This window comes from Pseudomonas sp. DTU_2021_1001937_2_SI_NGA_ILE_001 (assembly GCF_032463525.1).
Lineage (GTDB): Bacteria > Pseudomonadota > Gammaproteobacteria > Pseudomonadales > Pseudomonadaceae > Aquipseudomonas.
Map to the genome: position 1 here is coordinate 2,683,429 of NZ_CP135971.1, position 18,700 is coordinate 2,702,128.

The following is an 18,700-nucleotide window of genomic DNA, read 5'->3' on the forward strand; positions in this document are numbered from 1 at the left end:
TACAGGCAGCGCGAAGGCTGCCTGTAGACGAAGAACCGCCGGCGAGCGCCTGCGAAGGATCACTCGCTGGAAAGCAGGTCCATGGCATGCTTGTCCATCATCTCCAGCGCACGGCCACCGCCACGCGCCACACAGGTCAGCGGGTCTTCGGCGACGATCACCGGCAGGCCGGTTTCCTGGGCCAGCAGCTTGTCGAGGTCACGCAGCAGCGCGCCACCACCGGTCAGCACCAGGCCACGCTCGGCGATGTCCGAGGCCAGCTCGGGCGGCGACTGTTCCAGGGCGCTCTTGACCGCCTGCACGATGGTCGCCAGGGACTCCTGCAGGGCTTCGAGCACTTCGTTGGAATTGAGGGTGAAGGCCCGTGGTACGCCTTCGGCCAGGTTGCGGCCACGGACGTCGACTTCACGGACTTCGCCGCCCGGGAAGGCGGTGCCGATTTCCTGCTTGATGCGCTCGGCGGTGGATTCGCCGATCAGGCTGCCGTAGTTGCGGCGCACGTAGGTCACGATGGCTTCGTCGAAACGGTCACCGCCGACGCGTACGGACTCGGCATACACCACGCCGTTGAGGGAGATCAGCGCGATCTCGGTGGTGCCGCCGCCGATGTCGACGACCATCGAGCCACGGGCCTCTTCGACCGGCAGGCCGGCACCGATGGCCGCAGCCATGGGCTCTTCGATGAGGAACACTTCGCGGGCACCGGCGCCCAGCGCCGATTCGCGGATGGCACGACGCTCGACCTGGGTCGATTTGCATGGCACGCAGATCAGCACGCGTGGGCTGGGCTGCAGGAAGCTATTCTCGTGAACCTTGTTGATGAAGTACTGCAGCATCTTTTCGCAGACGCTGAAGTCGGCGATGACACCGTCCTTCATGGGGCGGATGGCGGCGATATTGCCTGGGGTACGGCCCAGCATGCGCTTGGCCTCGGTGCCTACGGCCACGACGCTCTTCTGGTTACCGTGGGTACGGATGGCGACGACCGAGGGTTCATTCAGGACAATACCGCGCTCACGCACGTAAATAAGGGTGTTGGCAGTGCCCAGGTCGATGGAAAGATCACTGGAAAACATGCCACGCAGTTTCTTGAACATGGGAAGGGGACCCTAGGGAACGCGTGGGTAAAAAAGTGCGGCAAACTCTAACAACGACAGGGATTTTGGGCAAGGAGCCAATATGTTAAATTGGCGGTTTTCCAAGCACGACCCTGCGCGTTTGCGGTTTCAGACCGACAAACTGCCGTTGTGTTCCGCTATCCGTCCACGGATCCAATCCGTCGCCCTGCATATGGAGATTCCCCATGGCGCTCGAACGCAGCGACGTGGAAAAGATCGCTCACCTGGCCCGCCTGGGCCTGAATGAAGCCGATCTGCCACGTACCACCGAAGCACTGAACAGCATTCTCGGCCTGGTCGACCAGATGCAAGCGGTCGACACCACCGGTATCGAGCCGCTGGCTCACCCGCTGGAAGCCGCGCAACGCCTGCGCGAAGACGCCGTGACCGAGCAGAATCACCGTGACGAATACCAGGCCATCGCTCCGGCGGTCGAACAGGGCCTGTATCTGGTTCCGAAAGTCATCGAGTAAGGGAAAGCGCCTGCATGCATCAAATGACTCTGGCCGAGATCGCCCGCGGACTCGCCGACAAGCAATTCTCCTCTGAAGAGCTGACCCGCAACCTGCTCGAGCGCATCAAGCGCCTCGACCCGCAGCTCAACAGTTTCATCACCGTCACCGAAGACCTGGCCATCACCCAGGCCCAGGCCGCCGACGCCCGCCGCGCCGCCGGCGAGAACGGCGCCCTGCTCGGCGCCCCCGTGGCCCACAAGGACCTGTTCTGCACCAAGGGCATCCGCACCAGCTGCGCCTCGCGCATGCTCGACAACTTCAAGGCCCCCTACGACGCCACCGTAGTGGCCAGGCTGGCCGCCGCCGGTGCCGTGACCCTGGGCAAGACCAACATGGACGAATTCGCCATGGGGTCGGCCAACGAGTCCAGCCACTATGGTGCAGTGAAGAACCCCTGGAACCTGGAACACGTTCCGGGCGGCTCGTCCGGCGGTTCCGCCGCTGCCGTGGCTGCGCGCCTGCTGCCGGCCGCCACCGGCACCGACACCGGCGGTTCGATCCGCCAGCCGGCGGCGTTGACCAACCTCACCGGCCTCAAGCCCACCTACGGGCGCGTATCGCGCTGGGGCATGATTGCCTACGCGTCGAGCCTCGACCAGGGCGGCCCGCTGGCGCGCACTGCCGAAGACTGCGCGCTGCTGCTGCAAGGCATGGCCGGTTTCGACCCGCAAGACTCCACCAGCATCGACGAACCGGTGCCGGACTACAGCACCAGCCTCAATGACTCGCTCAAGGGCCTGCGCATCGGCCTGCCGAAGGAATACTTCGGCGCCGGCCTCGACCCGCGCATCGCCCAGCTGGTGCAGGACAGCATCAAGGAACTGGAAAAGCTCGGCGCAGTGGTCAAGGAAATCAGCCTGCCCAACCTGCAGCACGGCATTCCGGCCTACTACGTCATCGCTCCGGCAGAGGCTTCGTCCAACCTGTCGCGCTTCGACGGCGTGCGCTTCGGCTACCGCTGCGAAGAGCCCAAGGACCTCACCGACCTGTACAAGCGTTCGCGTGGCGAGGGCTTCGGTGCCGAGGTGCAGCGGCGCATCATGGTCGGCGCCTACGCGCTGTCGGCCGGCTACTATGACGCCTACTACCTCAAGGCGCAGAAGATCCGCCGCCTGATCAAGAACGACTTCATGAACGCCTTCGCCGAGGTCGACGTGATCCTCGGCCCGACCACGCCGAACCCGGCCTGGAAGCTCGGCACCAAGAGCAGCGACCCGGTCGCCGCCTACCTGGAAGACGTCTACACCATCACCGCCAACCTCGCCGGCCTGCCAGGGCTGTCGATGCCGGCCGGCTTCGTCGACGGCCTGCCCGTCGGCGTGCAGTTGCTCGCCCCGTACTTCAAGGAAGGCCGCCTGCTGAACGTGGCCCACCAGTACCAGTTGGTCACTGACTGGCATAAGCGCACCCCTGAAGGCTTCTGAGGAGAGAACACACATGCAATGGGAAGTCGTCATCGGGCTGGAGATCCACACCCAGCTTTTGACCCAATCGAAGATTTTCTCCGGCAGCGCCACCACCTTCGGCTCGGAGGCCAACACCCAGGCCAGCCTGGTCGACCTTGGCATGCCGGGCGTGCTGCCGGTGCTCAATAAAGAAGCCGTGCGCATGGCGGTGAAGTTCGGCCTGGCGGTCAACGCCGAGATCGGCCGGCACAACGTGTTCGCGCGCAAGAACTACTTCTACCCGGACCTGCCCAAGGGCTACCAGATCAGCCAGATGGACCTGCCGGTGGTCGGCAAGGGCCACCTGGACATCACCCTGGAAGACGGCACCGTCAAGCGTATCGGCATCACCCGCGCGCACCTGGAAGAAGACGCCGGCAAGAGCCTGCACGAAGACTTCAGCGGCATGAGCGGCATCGACCTGAACCGCGCCGGTACGCCCCTGCTGGAGATCGTCTCCGAGCCGGACATGCGCAGTGCCAAGGAAGCCGTGGCCTATGTACGCGCCATCCATGCCCTGGTGCGCTACCTGGGCATCTGCGACGGCAACATGGCCGAAGGCTCGCTGCGCTGCGACTGCAACGTCTCGGTCCGGCCGAAGGGCCAGGCCGAGTTCGGCACGCGCTGCGAGATCAAGAACGTCAACTCGTTCCGCTTCATCGAGAAGGCCATCAACAGCGAGATCCAGCGCCAGATCGACCTGATCGAAGACGGCGGCAAGGTCGTGCAGCAGACCCGCCTGTACGACCCGAACAAGGACGAGACCCGCGCCATGCGCAGCAAGGAGGAAGCCAACGACTACCGTTACTTCCCCGACCCCGACCTGCTGCCGGTGATCATCGAGGACGCGTTCATCGAGCAGACCCGCGCCACCCTGCCCGAGCTGCCACAGCAGAAGCGCGAGCGCTTCCAGAGCCAGTTCGGCCTGTCGACCTACGACGCCACCGTGCTGGCCAGCAGCCGTGAACAGGCCGACTACTTCGAGCAGGTGGTGAGCCTCAGCGGCGACGCCAAGCTGGCGGCCAACTGGGTGATGGTCGAACTGGGCAGCCTGCTCAACAAACAGGGCCTGGAAATCGACGAGTCGCCGGTCAGCGCCGAGCAACTGGGCGGCATGCTGCTGCGCATCCGCGACAACACCATCTCCGGCAAGATCGCCAAGATGGTCTTCGAAGCCATGGCCAACGGTGAAGGCAGCGCCGACGAGATCATCGACAAGCGCGGCCTCAAGCAGGTTACCGACAGCGGCGCCATCGAGGCGATGCTCGACGAAGTCCTGGCCGCCAACGCCGAGCAGGTCGAACAGTACCGCGCGGCCGACGAGGCCAAGCGCGGCAAGATGTTCGGTTTCTTCGTCGGCCAGGCGATGAAAGCCTCCAAAGGCAAGGCCAACCCGCAGCAGGTGAACGAACTGCTCAAGGCCAAACTCGAAGGCTGATCGCCGCCCCTGTGGGGGCGGTTTGCGCCGTGAAGGCCGATGCATGGCCTCTCGCGGCTGAACCGCCCCGCAGGTCACCCCAGGCGTCAACCGGGAAGGACCGCTCATGCGCCGACTGCTTACTGCCTGTACCCTGCTCACCCTGCTGGCCGGTTGCGCCAGCCACGATATCGACCCGCATGGCTATGACGAAACCGGCATGGCTTCGTACTACGGCGCCCGCCATCACGGCAAGCGCACCGCCAGCGGCGAACCGTTCAACCAGAACGCCCTGACCGCTGCCCACCGGCAGTTGCCGTTCGGCACCCAGGTCAAGGTCACCAACCTCGACAACGACCGTAGCGTGATACTGCGTATCAACGACCGTGGCCCGCACACCCGCGGCCGACTGATCGACGTGTCGCGGGCCGCCGCCGAACAACTGGGCATGCTGCGCGCCGGAACCGCCAAGGTCCGCGTGCAGGCCCTGGACTGAGGAGCCTGGCCATCCTGTTCGCAAACCTGCCCGGCCCGCCCCTGCTGCAACTGGCCAGTGGTCTGCTCCTGCTGTTGCTCGGCTCGGTGCTGTCGGTGCGCGCCGCCGTGGGCCTGGCGGCGCTGCTGCGCGTGCGCCCCCTGATCATCGGCCTCACGGTGGTGGCACTGGGCAGCAGTGCGCCACAACTGGCGGTGGGCCTGCAGGCCGCACTCGGCAGCAGCCCGGACATCGCCGTGGGCAGCGTGGTCGGCAGCCATATCTTCAATGTGCTGGTCACCCTCGGGTTCTGTGCGCTGATCATTCCGCTACGCGTACCCCTGCAGGTGGTGCGCGTGGACATCCCGCTGCTGATCGGCGCCTGCCTGCTGGTGTTCCTGCTGTCGCGCAACGGCGAACTCGACCGGCTGGACGGCATCGCCCTGCTCATGGGCCTGGCTGGCTGCCTGGCCGTGGTACTGCGCCAGGCCAGCCAAAGCGCCCGGCACGGGCATTACCGCGACGACCAGCGCCCGTCGACGCTGCGCAGCCTGGCAACGCTGGCCGCCGGGCTGCTGGCGCTGTTCAGCGGTGGGCATCTGCTGGTGGATGCCACGGTGGTCATCGCCATTCATCTGGGCCTGTCGGAGCGCATCATGGGCCTGACGCTGATGGCCGTGGCCACGTCCATGCCAGCGCTGTTCACTTCGGTAATTGCCGCGCTGCGCGGCGAACGCGACATCGCCGTGGGCAACGTGATCGGCAGCAGCCTGCTCAACCTGCTCGGCGTGCTGGGCCTGACCACCCTGTTGGCGCCACAGGCACTGTCGATCTCGCCCAATTCGCAGGTGTTCGACCTGCCGATCATGCTCGGCGTCGCCGTGCTGTGCCTGCCACTGTTCCACTCCGGCTACCGCATCACCCGGCTCAAGGCCCTGCTGTTGCTGGCGCTGTATGCCGCGTACGGGCTGGACATCATCGGCTTCAGCACGGGCATGCTGCTGGCTGAGCGCCTGGAAGGCTGGGTGCTGCGCTTCATCCTGCCGCCCCTGGCGATCCTCGTGTTGCTGGGCATGCTGCGCGCCTGGTGGCGCCAGTATCGCTAGGCCTGCTGGCTGATCGGCCGGGACCGGCTTCAGCCGGCAAGCTGTGCGCGGCTGAAGCCGCGCCTACCGGCATCTAGATCCAGCCGCCCCACTGCAGCAGGAAGATACCGATATTGGTGGTTATCGCCGCCGCCAGGGTGGTCAGCACGATGATCGCTGCCGCCAGTTCGTAGTTACCGTTGGCCGAACGGGCCATGATGTAGCTGGAGGCTGCGGTGGGGCTGGCGAAGTATAGGAACAGGATCCCCAGCTCTGCACCGCGGAAACCGCAGGCCCAGGCGGCGAAGGTGCAGATCAGCGGCAGCCAGACCATCTTCATCAGGCTCGCGCCGATGGCCATCTGCCCGCTCTGACGCAACGACGCCAGCGACAGGGTGCCGCCGATGCAGATCAACGCCAGCGGCAGGGTCATCTGCGCCAGGTAGTTGGCCGAGGTTTCGAACCAGGTGGGCATGCGCACGCCGTAGTAGGCGAACGGCGAAGCGACGATGACGCTGATGATCAGCGGATTGGAGAACACGCTCTTGATCACGCTCCAGGGGTCGGATTTGATCACCGGGCTGTACACCGCCAGGATCATGGTCGACAGCGCGTTGTAGTAGAGGATCACCATGGCCGCGAGGATCGCCCCCACCGAGATGCCATGGCTGCCATACATGCTGGCCGCCAGCGCCAGGCCCACTACACCGTTGTTGCCGCGAAACGCCCCTTGCACGTACACGCCACGGTCTTCGAAGGGAATGCGCCAGATCGCCCAGCCCCACAACAGGGCGAAGCTGCTCAGGGTGGCGACGGTGAAGAAGATCAGCAGGTCGGGCTGCAGGGCGGTGGACAGGTCGGCATGCACGATGCCCATGAACAGCAGCGCCGGCATGGTGACGTTGAACACCAGCGACGAGGCGGTGACGATGAAGCCGTCGTTGATCGCCCCGATGCGCTTGAGGAACACGCCCATGAACAGCATGGCGAAGACCGGCGCGGTGACGTTGAGTGTTTCCAGAAAGATCGCCAGCATGCCCGTGTAACCCTGTCACCTCGTGAAGTCGCCCATGATAGCCAAGTACGACATCCGATGTGACAGGGTTTTACCCCAATGCAGGTCAGTCCGACCCCGTGACGCCTAACCGAACAGTATTGGGTTTACCCCGATACAGGCCAGTTAGACCGGGTAGGAGCGGCTTCAGCCGCGAAGCGACCGTATGTTCACAACAGATGCAGTGAATCTCATTGCCCTTTCGCAGCTAAAGCCGCTCCCACCGAGCCCCGTGACGCCTAACCGAACAGTATTGGGTTTACCCCGATACAGGTCAGTTAGACCGGGTAGGCTTCAGCCACGAAGCGACCGCATGTTCACAACAGACGCAGTGAATCTCATGACCCTTTCGCGGCTAAAGCCGTTCCCACCGGGTGCTCTGGTCGGCCCCAGCAGAGGGTCATACCGAAGGCTGCAGCTTGCGTTCGTACACCGCCACGCCATCCAGGTCGCGCAGGGTGACGGTCAGTTCGCCGCTCTGCCCTTCGATGTTGACTTCACCGAAGAACTGGAAGCCCGCGAACGGCGAGGTGTTCTGCGCCGGCGGGGCCTTCTGGAACACCAGCTCCGGACCGAAGGTCATGTCCAGCTTGTTAGGCCCGAAGCTGCCGGCATTGAGCGGCCCGGCCACGAACTCCCAGAACGGCTCGAAATCCTGGAAGTGCGCACGCTCCGGCTGGTAATGGTGGGCCGCGCAGTAGTGCACGTCGGCGGTCAGCCATAGGTAGTCGCGGACCTTCTCGGCGCGCAGGAAGGCCAGCAGCTCGGCGATTTCCATCTCACGCCCCAGGGCCGGGCCATCGTTGCCGTTGGCAATGGCCTCCCAGCGCGGCACCCCAGGGCTGACCTCGCCGTCGGGCACACCCAGGCCGATGGGCATGTCGGCGGCAATGACCTTCCACTGCGCCTGGGAAGCCTTGAGTTCGCGCTTGAGCCAGTCGAGCTGCTCGCGGCCGAGGAACGCGGTTTCCGGCCCCGGCTTGTCCGACAGGTTGGCGTCGTTGCCGCCCCGATAGCTGCGCATGTCGAGTACGAAGACATCCAGCATCGGCCCGTAGGGAATCTTGCGATACACCCGCCCTCCGCCATCGGCGGCCTGCAGGCGCATCGGTGCGTATTCCAGAAAGGCCTGGCGGCCACGCGCGGCCAGCAGCTGGATGTCGCGTACCTTGTAGCGGTCGTCGAGCTGCTTGCTGGACGACCAGTTGTTGGTCACCTCATGGTCGTCCCACTGCCAGATCTGCGGCACCTGGGCATTGAACAACCGCAGGTTGTCGTCCATGAGGTTGTAGCGGTAATTGCCACGGTATTCGTCGAGGGTCTCGGCCACCTTGCTCTTCGCCTCAGTGGTGAGGTTGCGCCAGATACGCCCGTCCTCGGTGGTCAGCTGCGCGGGCACCGGGCCGTCGGCATAGATGGTGTCGCCGCTGTGGATGAAGAAGTCCGGCAGGCGCAGGCGCATGGCTTCATAGATGCGCATGCCGCCGATGTCCGGGTTGATGCCGAAGCCCTGCCCCACCGTGTCGCCGCTCCACACGAAGCGAATGTCGCGGCGCTGCTGCGGCATGCTGCGCAAGTGGCCGAACCACGGCTCGCTGGCCAGGCCCGATTGCGCGTCCTCGAAGAACACCCGGTAGAAGATCGCCTGGTCGGCGGGCAGACCACTGAGTTCGACGCGCGCAGTGAAATCGCTGCGCGCATCGACCACCGGCGACACCGCCTTGCGCGGCTGGCTGAACAGGCTGCGGGTGTCCCATTCCACCACCATGCGCGCCGGGCGATCACAGCGGCTCCAGACGATCGCCCGGTCACCCTGCAGGTCGCCGGACTGCACACCGTCGGTGATCTTCGGCCGCGCCTGGGGCGAAGCGATCACCGCCGGTGCCAGGCCTGGCAGGATCAGTCCGGCGCCGGCGGCCTGAATGACCTGGCGGCGCTTGAGTTCGAAAGTCCCCATGGTTACCTCCTCGCAAACGGGCAAAGAGGCAACCTAACAGGGCAATGTTGGCGGGACGTGACAGCCGGGTTTCAGTTCGCCTGCGGCGCCACGGCCAGTTCCATCGCCTCGGGGCGCTTGAGCGCCGCATACAGCACACCGGTGACCAGGCTGCCGGCGACGATGGCCAGCAGGTACAGCAGCGCATGGTTGATGGCGTTGGGGATCAGCAACACGAACAGCCCGCCGTGCGGCGCCATCAGCTTGCAGCCGAAGTACATCGACAACGCACCGGTGAGCGCCCCGCCCACGATACTGGCCGGAATCACCCGCAACGGGTCCTTGGCGGCGAAGGGAATCGCGCCTTCGGAAATGAAGCACAGCCCCAGCACGAAGGAGGCCTTGCCGGCCTCGCGCTCGCTCTGGGCGAACTTGCGCCGCGCCAGCACGCTGGCGATGCCCATGCCGATCGGCGGCACCATGCCGGCGGCCATCACCGCAGCCATTGGCGCGTAGCTCTGCGAGGCCAGCAGGCCAACGGAGAACGCATAGGACGCCTTGTTGATCGGCCCGCCAAGGTCGACGCACATCATCGCGCCGAGCACCACACCGAGCAGAATGGCGTTGGCGGTTCCCATGCTCTCCAGGAACTGGGTCAAGGCGCCAAGCAGGCTGGCCACTGGCTGGCCGACCACGTAGATCATCATCAGGCCGGTGAACAGGCTGGCCAGCAACGGAATGATGAGGATCGGTTTGAGCGCCTCGACACTGGCCGGCAGGCGCGCGTAGCGGTTGATCAGCAAGGCGCTGTAGCCGGCCAGGAAGCCGGCGACGATGCCGCCGATGAAGCCGGCCCCCAAGGTGCTGGCCAGCAGGCCGCCGATCATGCCCGGCGCCAGGCCAGGGCGGTCGGCGATCGACCAGGCGATGTAACCGGCCAGCAGCGGCACCATGAGTTTGAACGCGGCCTCGCCACCGATCTGCATCAGCGCCGCCGCCAGGGTGCCCTTCTCCTTGAACGCCTCGATGCCGAAGACGAACGACAAGGCGATCAGCAGGCCACCCGCCACGACCATCGGCAACATGAACGAAACGCCAGTGAGCAGATGCTTGTAGACCCCGGTGCTTTCGGACTTGGCCGACGACGCCTGGCCGGTGCTGGCCGTGCTTTCCACCTTGCCCTCGGCCAGGGCCTTGGCCAGGGTCGCGTCGGGCTGCTTGAGGGCGATGCCGGTGCCGCAACGGTAGATGCGTTTACCGGCGAAGCGCTCGGTGGCCACTTCGATATCCGTGGCCAGCAGCACCACATCGGCGTCCTGGATGGCCTGGGCACTCAGCGGTGTGCGGGCGCCGACCGAGCCTTGGGTTTCCACCTGCAACTCGTGGCCCAGGCGCTTGGCAGACTGCTGCAGCGCCTCGGCGGCCATGAAGGTATGCGCCACCCCGGTGGGGCAGGCGGTGATTGCCACGATACGCGCTGCACCCTGGCCGACGCTTGCCGGGCTGGCCGACACTTCCCAGGGCTGCGCCTGCTCGGCGGCTCGGGTGAGAAACGCATCGACATCCTGCAAGGCCTGGGCCGGCGAGCCCTGGTACAGGCGCTTGCCAGCGAAGCGGTCGAGATCCAGCGCGCCGCTGAACACCGCGACGACCAGCTCAGCCTGCTCGATATCCTGGGCCGAAAGGCGACCACCCGGCTTGTTCGGGTCGACCACTTCCACGCAGGTCGACCAGCCCAGGCGCTGCGCCGCCGCCTCCAGCAGGCGCGCACTGAGCACGCTGCTGACCTTGCCGTTGGGGCACGCCGTTACTATGGCTACTTTCATTACCAACCCCTCTCTTGTTATTCGCTCAGGCTGCGCACGGTCACGCCGTCCGCCAGTCGTTCGAGTTGCTGCGCATCGGTGATACCGAAACCGATCTGGGTCACCGCCATCGCCGCGATGGCCGTCGCGGTACGCAGGGCTTCACGCGGCTCGTCGCCACGCAGCAGACCATGCAGCATGCCGGCCAGCAGCGAATCGCCGGCCCCCACGGTACTGGCTACCTGCACCTTGGGCGGCAGGGCCTGCAGCGCGGAGTGGCCACGGAACCAGCAAACACCGTCGGCGCCCTGGGAAATCACCACATGCTCGACACCCTGGGCCTGCAGACGCCGGGCGGCATCACCTTGCTGTACCAGCGACTCGACCGCCTCGCCAAGCACATCGCCGAGTTCTTCGGTGTTGGGCTTGACCAGCCAGGGGCCGGCCTCCAGGCCGGCCGCCAACGCCGGGCCACTGGTATCCAGGGCGACCTTGACCCCCTGCTTGCCGAGCATGCCCAGCAGGCGCTTGAGCCATTGCGGGTCGATCCCACGCGGCAGGCTACCGGCCACCACCACGGCATCGAAGCCCGCGGCGATGCGCTCCAGGCGGCTGAACAGCGCCTGCTGTTCCGCTTCGCCGACCACCAGCCCCGGACCATTGATGTCGGTGATGCGCCCGGCACTCTCGGCCAGCTTGAGGTTGCTGCGGGTTTCTCCCGGCACCCGCACGAACTCGTCGACGAAACCGCGCCGGGCGATCAGCGCATCGAAGGCCTGGGGATTGTCCAGGCCCAGGAAACCGGAGACGGTCACCGCATGACCGAGGTCGGCGAGCACCTGGGCCACATTGAGGCCCTTGCCCGCGGCGTGGGTGAGCATGGCTTCGCCCCGGTTGACTTCACCCACGCGCAGCTGCGCCAGCTGTACGGTGAGGTCCAGTGCCGGGTTGAGCGTGAGGGTCAGGATATTGGCCATCAGCGAGCCTCCACGAGTGCACGAACTTCAGCGGCGCCAGCCGCCATCAAGGCATCCCGCGCCAAGGCGCGTGCCCCCTCCTGGCTCAACTCACGTACGCAGGCCTTCACTTCGGGGATGCTGCGGGCCGCGACGCTCAGTTCGTCCACACCCAGGCCGACCAGCACCGGCACCGCCAGCGGGTCGGCAGCCAGCTCACCGCACACCCCCACCCATTTGCCGTGGGCATGGGCCGCCTTGACGGTCATGTCGATCAGTTGCAGCACCGCCGGATGCAGGCCATCGGCCTGGGCCGACAACGTCGGGTGGCCACGGTCGATGGCCAGGGCGTACTGGGTCAGGTCGTTGGTGCCGACGCTGAAGAAATCCACCTCCTGGGCCAGCACCGGCGCCAGCAGCGCCGCCGAGGGCACCTCGACCATGATGCCCAGCTGCAGGTCACTGACCGGGATCTCGCCGCGCAGGCGCTCGACCATGTCCCGCGCCTGACGCCACTCTTCGACGCGGCCGACCATCGGGAACATGATGCGCAGCGGGCGATCGCCGGCGGCACGCAGCAAGGCTCGCAGCTGGGCCTCCATGATTTCGGGGCGTTGCAGGGTCAGGCGGATGCCGCGCACGCCGAGAAACGGGTTCTCTTCCTTGTCGATGGGCCAGTACGGCAGCGGTTTGTCGCCGCCGACGTCCAGGGTCCGCACCACCAGTGGCCGGCCCTGCAGGTCGTCGAGCACGCGGCGGTATTCGGCTTCCTGGGTGGCTTCGTCCGGGGCCTGGTTGTGGGCCATGAACAGCAATTCGGTACGCAGCAGGCCGATGCCTTCCGCGCCTTGCGCCACGGCTGCCGGGGTGCCGGTGCTGTCACCGATGTTGGCGCAGACCTCCACGCGATGACCGTCACGGGTCACGGCCGGCTCCAGGCGCGCGGCGGCAGCCGCCTGCAGACGCTGGGCACGGGCATCGCGTTCGGCAATGGCGCGTTGCAAGGTGCTGTCGTCCGGAGCAACGGTCAGGCGACCGCGCTGGGCGTCGAGCAACAGCGGCGTGCCCGAGGCAATGCGCAGTACCTGTTCGCCAGCGCCCACCAGTGCGGTGATGCCCAAGGCGCGGGCGACGATGGCGCTGTGCGCGGTGGCACCGCCACGCGCGGTAAGAATACCGGCGACCCGCTGCGGATCGAGGCGCGCCACATCAGACGGACCGACTTCGTCCATCACCAGTACATAAGGCTGGTCTGGCTCGGCAGCCTGCTGCACGCCGCACAGATGAGCCAGCACCCGGCGACCGACATCGCGCAGGTCGGCGGCACGCTCGGCCAGCAATGGGTCGTTGAGGGCTTCCTGGCGCAATGCCGCCGACTCGATGACCTCGTTCCAGGCCGATGCCGCACTGACGCCGCTGTCCAGGCGACGCATCACGTCATCGGTCAGTTCCGGGTCATCGAGCATTTCCTGGTGGGTGACGAAGATTTCACCAATCGCCTTGGCCTGGCTGCGGCTGATGAGCTGTTCGATCTCGCCACGCACGAAGGCCAGGGCATCCTGCAGGCGCTGACGCTCGGCGGCTGGCGATTCGCCCTGTGCCGGGTAGTCGAACACCGGGGTCAGTTGCACGTGCGCCGGCCCCATGGCGATACCCGGCGAGGCCGCCACGGCGCTGAGTACTGCACCGGCCTGCGGGGCCGGCACCGCGCGTGGAGTCGCCTGCGCAGCTTCGACCGGTGCCGGCGCTGGCATGGCACTGACCGGCTCGACCTCTTCGCCGAGGCCCTCTTGCACCGCGGCCAGCAGCGCCGGCAGCGCGTCGGCGGCGATGCCTGGCTCGGCGACGAATTCCAGGGTCTGGCCACGCCGCGCGCCCATGCTCAGCAGCTTGCTGAGGCTTTTGGCCGACACGGCGCTGTCGTTGCTTTCCAGCACCCGAACGCGAATTTCCCCCTCGAAGCCCTTGGCCAATTGCGCAAGGATCTTCGCCGGACGGGCATGCAAACCGTGGGCGTTGGCCAGCACGATCTGCGCACTGGGCCACTCGGCAGGCACTTCGCCGCCCAGGGCCTGCAGCACCACACGGCTGTTGGTGGCCTGGCCCAGCTCCTGGCCGCGGCCTTCGATGAGCAGGGCGCACAGGCGCTCCAGCAGCGCCTGGTGAGCTTCGCCCAGGCTGGCCAGGCAGAACAGCCCGGTCACCGGCTGGCCCAGGTAGCGCAGGGGCTTGTCCGGGGTGACGAAGGCCAGGCCGGGACGCTTGACGGTCTGTTCGCTGTGCAGCCACCACAGGCCATCACCCAGCGACAGCGCCTCGACCTGCTGCAGCACGGCAGCGAAGCCGTTATCCACGCAGTCGGCCTTGCGCAGCAGGCGCGCACCGCGCCATACCAGTTCTTCGAAATCCTCTACCGACAGGCCGAGGCTGATCATCTGCGCATCCAGGGCCAGCTCCTGGGGCGCGCCCTGCAGCAGCTTGAGCAGGTCTTCCGGCGTGCTGGCCGTCCGCAATGCCGGTCCCAGATCATCCTCGCCCAGGGCGCGGGTCAATAATTGCAGCAGGCGCAGGTGTTCGTCGGACTTGGCCGCGATGCCGATCGCCAGGTAGACGATCTGCCCGTCACCCCAGTCCACACCGTCGGGAAACTGCATCAGGCGTACGCCGGTGGTGTGCACCTGGTCGCGGGTCTGCGGGGTACCGTGGGGAATGGCGATGCCTTGACCGAGGAAGGTCGAACCTTGCTGCTCACGGTCTTGCAGCCCCTTGAGATAACCCGGGGCGACCAGGCCGTCAGCCACCAGGTGATTGGCGATCAGTTCAAGAGCGGTGGATTTGTCCGCAGCCACCTGGGCCATGGAAATCTGCTCAAGAGAGAGTTCGAGCATGCGTGACTCCTGTGGGCGACGGCGCGCCACGTGATTCTTGTTCTAGGTTCTGGACGAACAGCGGCTAGGTTGTGCCTTGCCTGAACTTCGCTTGCGGCTTTTGTTGCAAAACCATCGCGGCGACCTTCGCTATCGATCTGACAGCATCCTTGCCACGATATCAGCGCAAAACTTGCCTGCTGAAACGTTTAATCTAAAATCAAACGGCACGTTACTCGATTCTGGCCGCCGGTTGAAGCCCGAGTGCTCCGAATGGTCGTTCGGGGTGCAAATACTTCGACCGTTCGCTATCGCCAATGGTCTGCTGTATAGATCCCGGCACATGGGACACAATCCCACGGGTCCAATGAGGTTAGATCGCCAGTGTCTGCCCGGCTCGTGAAGGATGAAAGATCCTGAACAGGCCCGATGGCCATGAGGCAACCACAACAAAGGAACCTTCGGTGAAACTCAGTGATATCGCACGCCTGGCCGGTGTTTCCGTGACCACTGCCAGCTATGTGATCAACGGCAAGGCCGAGCAGCAGCGCATCAGCCCCGCCACCGTGGAACGCGTCCGCGCGGTGGTCGAGCAGCACGACTTCCGTCCCAACCCCCAGGCCGCCGGGCTGCGCAGCCGTCACAGCCGCACCCTGGGGTTCATCCTGCCCGACCTGGAAAACCCCAGCTATGCGCGCATCGCCAAGCTTCTGGAGCAAGGTGCGCGCGCGCGCGGCTACCAGTTGCTGATTGCCAGCTCCGACGATGACCCGCTCAGCGAGCAACAATTGCTGCAGCTGTTCCGCGCCCGGCGCTGCGACGCGCTGCTGGTCGCCAGTTGCCTGCCAGCCAGCGATGACAGCTACCGCCAGTTGCAGGCCCAAGGCCTGCCGGTCATCGCCATCGACCGGGAAATGGACCCAGCGCTGTTCTGCTCGGTGGTCAGCGACGACCAGCAGGCCAGCCGCCAGCTTACCGGCAGCCTGCTGGCCACCCGCCCCCGACACATCGCCCTGCTCGGCGCACGTCCGGAACTGAGCGTCAGCCGCGCGCGGGCCGAAGGCTTTCGCCAGGCCCTGACGGGCTTCGCGGGCGAGGTCATCATCGAGCAGGGCGAGGCGTTCAGCCGCGCCTGCGGTGAGCGGCTGATGCAAGAGCTGGCGCAGCGCCTGGGCGGCTTGCCCGACGCGCTGATCACCACCTCCTACGTACTGTTGCAGGGGGTGTTCGACGCTTTGGAAAGACAGGACAACCTGCGCCTGGGCACCTTCGGTGACACGCAACTGCTGGACTTCCTGCCCCTGCCGGTCAACGCCATGGCCCAGCAGCATCAGCTGATCGCCGACAAAGCCCTGGAGCTGGCACTGGCCGCCATCGAGAAGGACCAGTATCAGCCTGGCGTGCATGCCATCGCGCGGACCTTCAAACAGCGTATCGTCGAGGCCTGACGTGACCCTGATCGACACCCACACGCACCTGGACTTCCCGGACTTCGAAGCCGATCGCGCCGAAGTGCTGCGCCACAGCCAGGCGCTGGGGGTGCAGCGCATGGTGGTGCTGGGGGTCTACCAGCGCAATTGGCAACGCCTCTGGACGCTGTGCCAGGCCAACCCGGCGCTGCAGGCCGCCTTCGGCCTGCACCCGGTGTACCTGGCCGAACATCGCCCTGAGCATGTTCAGGAACTCGGCGACTGGCTGAACCGCCTCAAGGGCCATGCACAACTCTGTGCGGTAGGGGAGATCGGCCTGGACTACTACCTGCCAGAGCTGGACCGCGAGGGCCAGCAGCAGGTCTTCGAGGCGCAACTGGGCCTGGCGGCGGATTTCGACCTGCCGGTGCTGCTGCACGTACGCCGCAGCCATGCCGAGGTGATCGCCACACTCAAGCGCCACCGGCTCGAACGTGCCGGCATCGTGCATGCCTTCGCCGGCAGCCTGGAACAGGCGCGTGAGTACATCAAACTGGGTTATCGCCTGGGGCTGGGCGGCGCAGCGACCTGGCCGCAGGCGCTGCGCATGCACCGGGTGCTGCCGCAACTGCCGCTGGACAGTATCGTGCTGGAAACCGACGCGCCGGACATGGCACCGGCGATGTATCCGGGCCAGCGCAACAGCCCGGAATATCTGCCTGCCATCTGCCAGTCACTGGCGGAGCTGATGGGCATCGAGGCCGAGCAACTGGCCGAAGCCACGACCCGCAATGCCCGAGAGGTATTCGGCTGGAACTAGCGTGGTAAAGCGTTCATCAACCAAGCATCAGCGATGCGCAGGAATTTCTGGTACAGCGCCTGGAGCCAATACGGGTCAGTTGGGCCGGGTAGGAGCGGCTTCAGCCGCGAAGCGATCATATGTTCACAACAGATGCAGTGAATTTCCTGGCGCTTTCGCGGCTAAAGCCAATACTGGTCAGTTAGGCCGGGTAGGAGCGGCTTCAGCCGCGAAGCGACCGCATGTTCACAACAGATGCAGTGAATTTCCTGGCGCTTTCGCGAGCAAGCTCGCTCCCACAAAGTGAACTGCCCCCAAGAAGTTGGAGATTAATCCAACCCTTGGGGGTGTTATGAGTAAGTACACAGAGCCATTCAGGCTCACCGCCGCCAAAGCCTACCTGCAAGGCACAGACGGTTTACGCACGGTCGCTCGACGCTTTGATATCGATGTCAGCCTGCTTCGACGTTGGGTGGCCCATTATCAAGCCCGTTCCAGCCTGGGACCTCGCTCGTGTGGCCGACGCTACAGCGCCGCCTTCAAGCGCCAGGTCGTGGAGTACCGGCGCGAGCACCAGCTTTCCCTGCGCCAAACCGCTGCACATTTCAACCTCGGGCAGTCTTCCCAGATAGGCATCTGGGAGCGACGGTACTACAGTGAGGGTCTTTCTACCCCGAGTGCAGTCCCATCCAGAAGGCCTACAGCCGTGTCCAAGCGAATCAAGCCCCTCAAGCCCACGACCTCCGATGACAGCCAGAAATCGCGCGAGCAGTTGCTGCGTGAGCTCGAGTACATGCGTATGGAGAACGCGATCCTAAAGGAGTTGAAAGCCTTGCGAGAGGAGGAGAAACGAAGGCGCGTCAACGAGCCCTGATCGTGATGCGGCTTAAGATCCGCTTCCCGCTCGCCGCTCTGCTGCAGTGGCTGGGCCTGGCGTCCAGCACTTACTACTACCAACTCGGTTGCCAGAAAAAGCCGGATCGCGATGCCGAACTCAAGGCCTTGGTGAATGAGGTCTATCACCAGCACAAAGGACGTTACGGCTACCGCCGTATAACGTTGGCAATCAAGAAGCAGGGTGTGACAGTGAACAAGAAAGTCGTGGAGCGGTTGATGGCTGCACAAGGATTACGTTCGCGGGTACGAACCAAGAAATACCGGTCTTATCGGGGCACGGAAGGCAAGATTGCCGCGAACACGCTGCAACGTAACTTCCAGGCGCAACGACCGAATCAGAAGTGGGTCACCGACGTGACCGAGTTCAAGGTGGCTCAGCAAAAGCTCTACCTGTCGCCAGTGATGGACCTGTACAACGGCGAGATCGTGGCTTACGAAATGGCCACTCGCCCCAGCTACAGCCTGGTGGGCAAGATGTTGGAGAAGGCGCTGAGCGGCTTGGGCGACAAGCCCAGGTTGTTGATCCATTCGGATCAGGGCTGGCAATACCAACAGGCCCACTACCGTCACGCCTTGCAGCAGTGCGGGGTGAAACAGAGCATGTCGCGCAAGGGCAACTGCCTGGACAACGCGGCGATGGAGAGCTTTTTTGGCACGCTCAAGTCAGAGTTTTTCTACTTGGAGCGGTTCGAGAATATTGATGACCTGAGAGCCGGTCTGGATGAGTACATCCGTTACTACAACCATGACCGTATCAAGCTGAAGCTCAATGGCCTGAGCCCTGTGGAATACAGGGTTCAGGCTGCGAGCTAAAACTCTCCAACTTTTGGGGGGCAGTTCAAAGCCGCAAAGCGCTTAACTGGCCAGTATTGCGGCTAAAGCCGCTCCCACCGGGCCACATGCCGCTTAAGCGAACAGTACT

At 65.0% G+C, this 18,700-nt stretch carries 14 protein-coding genes; 8 read left to right on the forward strand and 6 right to left on the reverse strand.

Going from position 1 to position 18,700, the window contains the following annotated elements:
• Positions 1–59: 59 nt before the first annotated feature.
• The gene (mreB, locus tag RRX38_RS11510; protein ID WP_295474267.1) at positions 60–1,097 is read right to left on the reverse strand and encodes a rod shape-determining protein MreB; all 1,038 of its coding nucleotides are present in this window, start codon (positions 1,095–1,097) and stop codon (positions 60–62) included.
• A gap of 206 nt (positions 1,098–1,303) precedes the next feature.
• Here mreB and gatC point away from each other — a divergent pair, with 206 nt between their 5' ends.
• The 5 genes from gatC to RRX38_RS11535 all read left to right on the forward strand — a co-directional run bounded on the left by gatC (position 1,304) and on the right by RRX38_RS11535 (position 6,076).
• A complete protein-coding gene (gene gatC / locus RRX38_RS11515; RefSeq protein ID WP_295474270.1) occupies positions 1,304–1,591 on the forward strand; it encodes an Asp-tRNA(Asn)/Glu-tRNA(Gln) amidotransferase subunit GatC in 288 nt (95 codons plus the stop codon).
• A gap of 14 nt (positions 1,592–1,605) precedes the next feature.
• On the forward strand, positions 1,606–3,057 hold the full coding sequence (gene gatA, locus RRX38_RS11520) for an Asp-tRNA(Asn)/Glu-tRNA(Gln) amidotransferase subunit GatA (RefSeq protein WP_315962558.1): 1,452 nt from the start codon (positions 1,606–1,608) through the stop codon (positions 3,055–3,057).
• A 13-nt stretch (positions 3,058–3,070) separates the two neighbouring features.
• Positions 3,071–4,516, forward strand: a complete 1,446-nt coding sequence (gatB, locus tag RRX38_RS11525; RefSeq protein ID WP_315962559.1) for an Asp-tRNA(Asn)/Glu-tRNA(Gln) amidotransferase subunit GatB — start codon at positions 3,071–3,073, stop codon at positions 4,514–4,516.
• A gap of 106 nt (positions 4,517–4,622) precedes the next feature.
• Positions 4,623–4,991 (forward strand): septal ring lytic transglycosylase RlpA family protein, encoded by a 369-nt coding sequence (locus RRX38_RS11530; RefSeq protein WP_295474278.1) that lies wholly within the window; start codon positions 4,623–4,625, stop codon positions 4,989–4,991.
• 50 nt (positions 4,992–5,041) lie between these two features.
• A complete protein-coding gene (locus RRX38_RS11535) occupies positions 5,042–6,076 on the forward strand; it encodes a calcium/sodium antiporter (RefSeq protein WP_315962670.1) in 1,035 nt (344 codons plus the stop codon).
• A 73-nt stretch (positions 6,077–6,149) separates the two neighbouring features.
• Here the strand turns inward: RRX38_RS11535 and RRX38_RS11540 are convergent, their stop codons facing one another.
• The 5 genes from RRX38_RS11540 to ptsP all read right to left on the reverse strand — a co-directional run bounded on the left by RRX38_RS11540 (position 6,150) and on the right by ptsP (position 14,694).
• Entirely contained in the window at positions 6,150–7,091 is a 942-nt protein-coding gene (locus tag RRX38_RS11540; RefSeq protein WP_295474281.1) for an AEC family transporter, read from the reverse strand.
• 418 nt (positions 7,092–7,509) lie between these two features.
• Positions 7,510–9,066, reverse strand: coding sequence for an alkaline phosphatase D family protein (locus RRX38_RS11545; protein WP_315962560.1), 1,557 nt, complete (start codon positions 9,064–9,066; stop codon positions 7,510–7,512).
• Positions 9,067–9,137: 71 nt separating this feature from the next.
• A complete protein-coding gene (locus RRX38_RS11550; protein WP_315962561.1) occupies positions 9,138–10,871 on the reverse strand; it encodes a PTS fructose-like transporter subunit IIB in 1,734 nt (577 codons plus the stop codon).
• A 17-nt stretch (positions 10,872–10,888) separates the two neighbouring features.
• Positions 10,889–11,827, reverse strand: a complete 939-nt coding sequence (gene pfkB / locus RRX38_RS11555) for a 1-phosphofructokinase (protein ID WP_295474289.1) — start codon at positions 11,825–11,827, stop codon at positions 10,889–10,891.
• A complete protein-coding gene (gene ptsP, locus RRX38_RS11560) occupies positions 11,827–14,694 on the reverse strand; it encodes a phosphoenolpyruvate--protein phosphotransferase (protein WP_315962562.1) in 2,868 nt (955 codons plus the stop codon). The genes pfkB and ptsP overlap by 1 nt, the downstream gene beginning before the upstream one ends.
• Positions 14,695–15,137: 443 nt before the next feature.
• Here ptsP and cra point away from each other — a divergent pair, with 443 nt between their 5' ends.
• From cra to RRX38_RS11575, 3 genes are all read left to right on the forward strand, one after another.
• Positions 15,138–16,121 carry a catabolite repressor/activator gene (gene cra, locus RRX38_RS11565; RefSeq protein ID WP_315962563.1) on the forward strand — a complete coding sequence of 328 codons (984 nt, stop codon included), beginning with the start codon at positions 15,138–15,140 and terminating at the stop codon, positions 16,119–16,121.
• The gene (locus RRX38_RS11570) at positions 16,078–16,902 is read left to right on the forward strand and encodes a TatD family hydrolase (RefSeq protein ID WP_315962564.1); all 825 of its coding nucleotides are present in this window, start codon (positions 16,078–16,080) and stop codon (positions 16,900–16,902) included. The genes cra and RRX38_RS11570 overlap by 44 nt, the downstream gene beginning before the upstream one ends.
• Positions 16,903–17,233: 331 nt before the next feature.
• Positions 17,234–18,591, forward strand: a protein-coding gene (locus RRX38_RS11575) for an IS3 family transposase (protein ID WP_315959591.1) whose coding sequence is annotated in 2 segments (ribosomal slippage) — positions 17,234–17,707 and positions 17,710–18,591 — 1,356 coding nt in all. Because the reading frame shifts where the segments join, the coding sequence is not laid out codon by codon here.
• Positions 18,592–18,700: the final 109 nt, after the last annotated feature.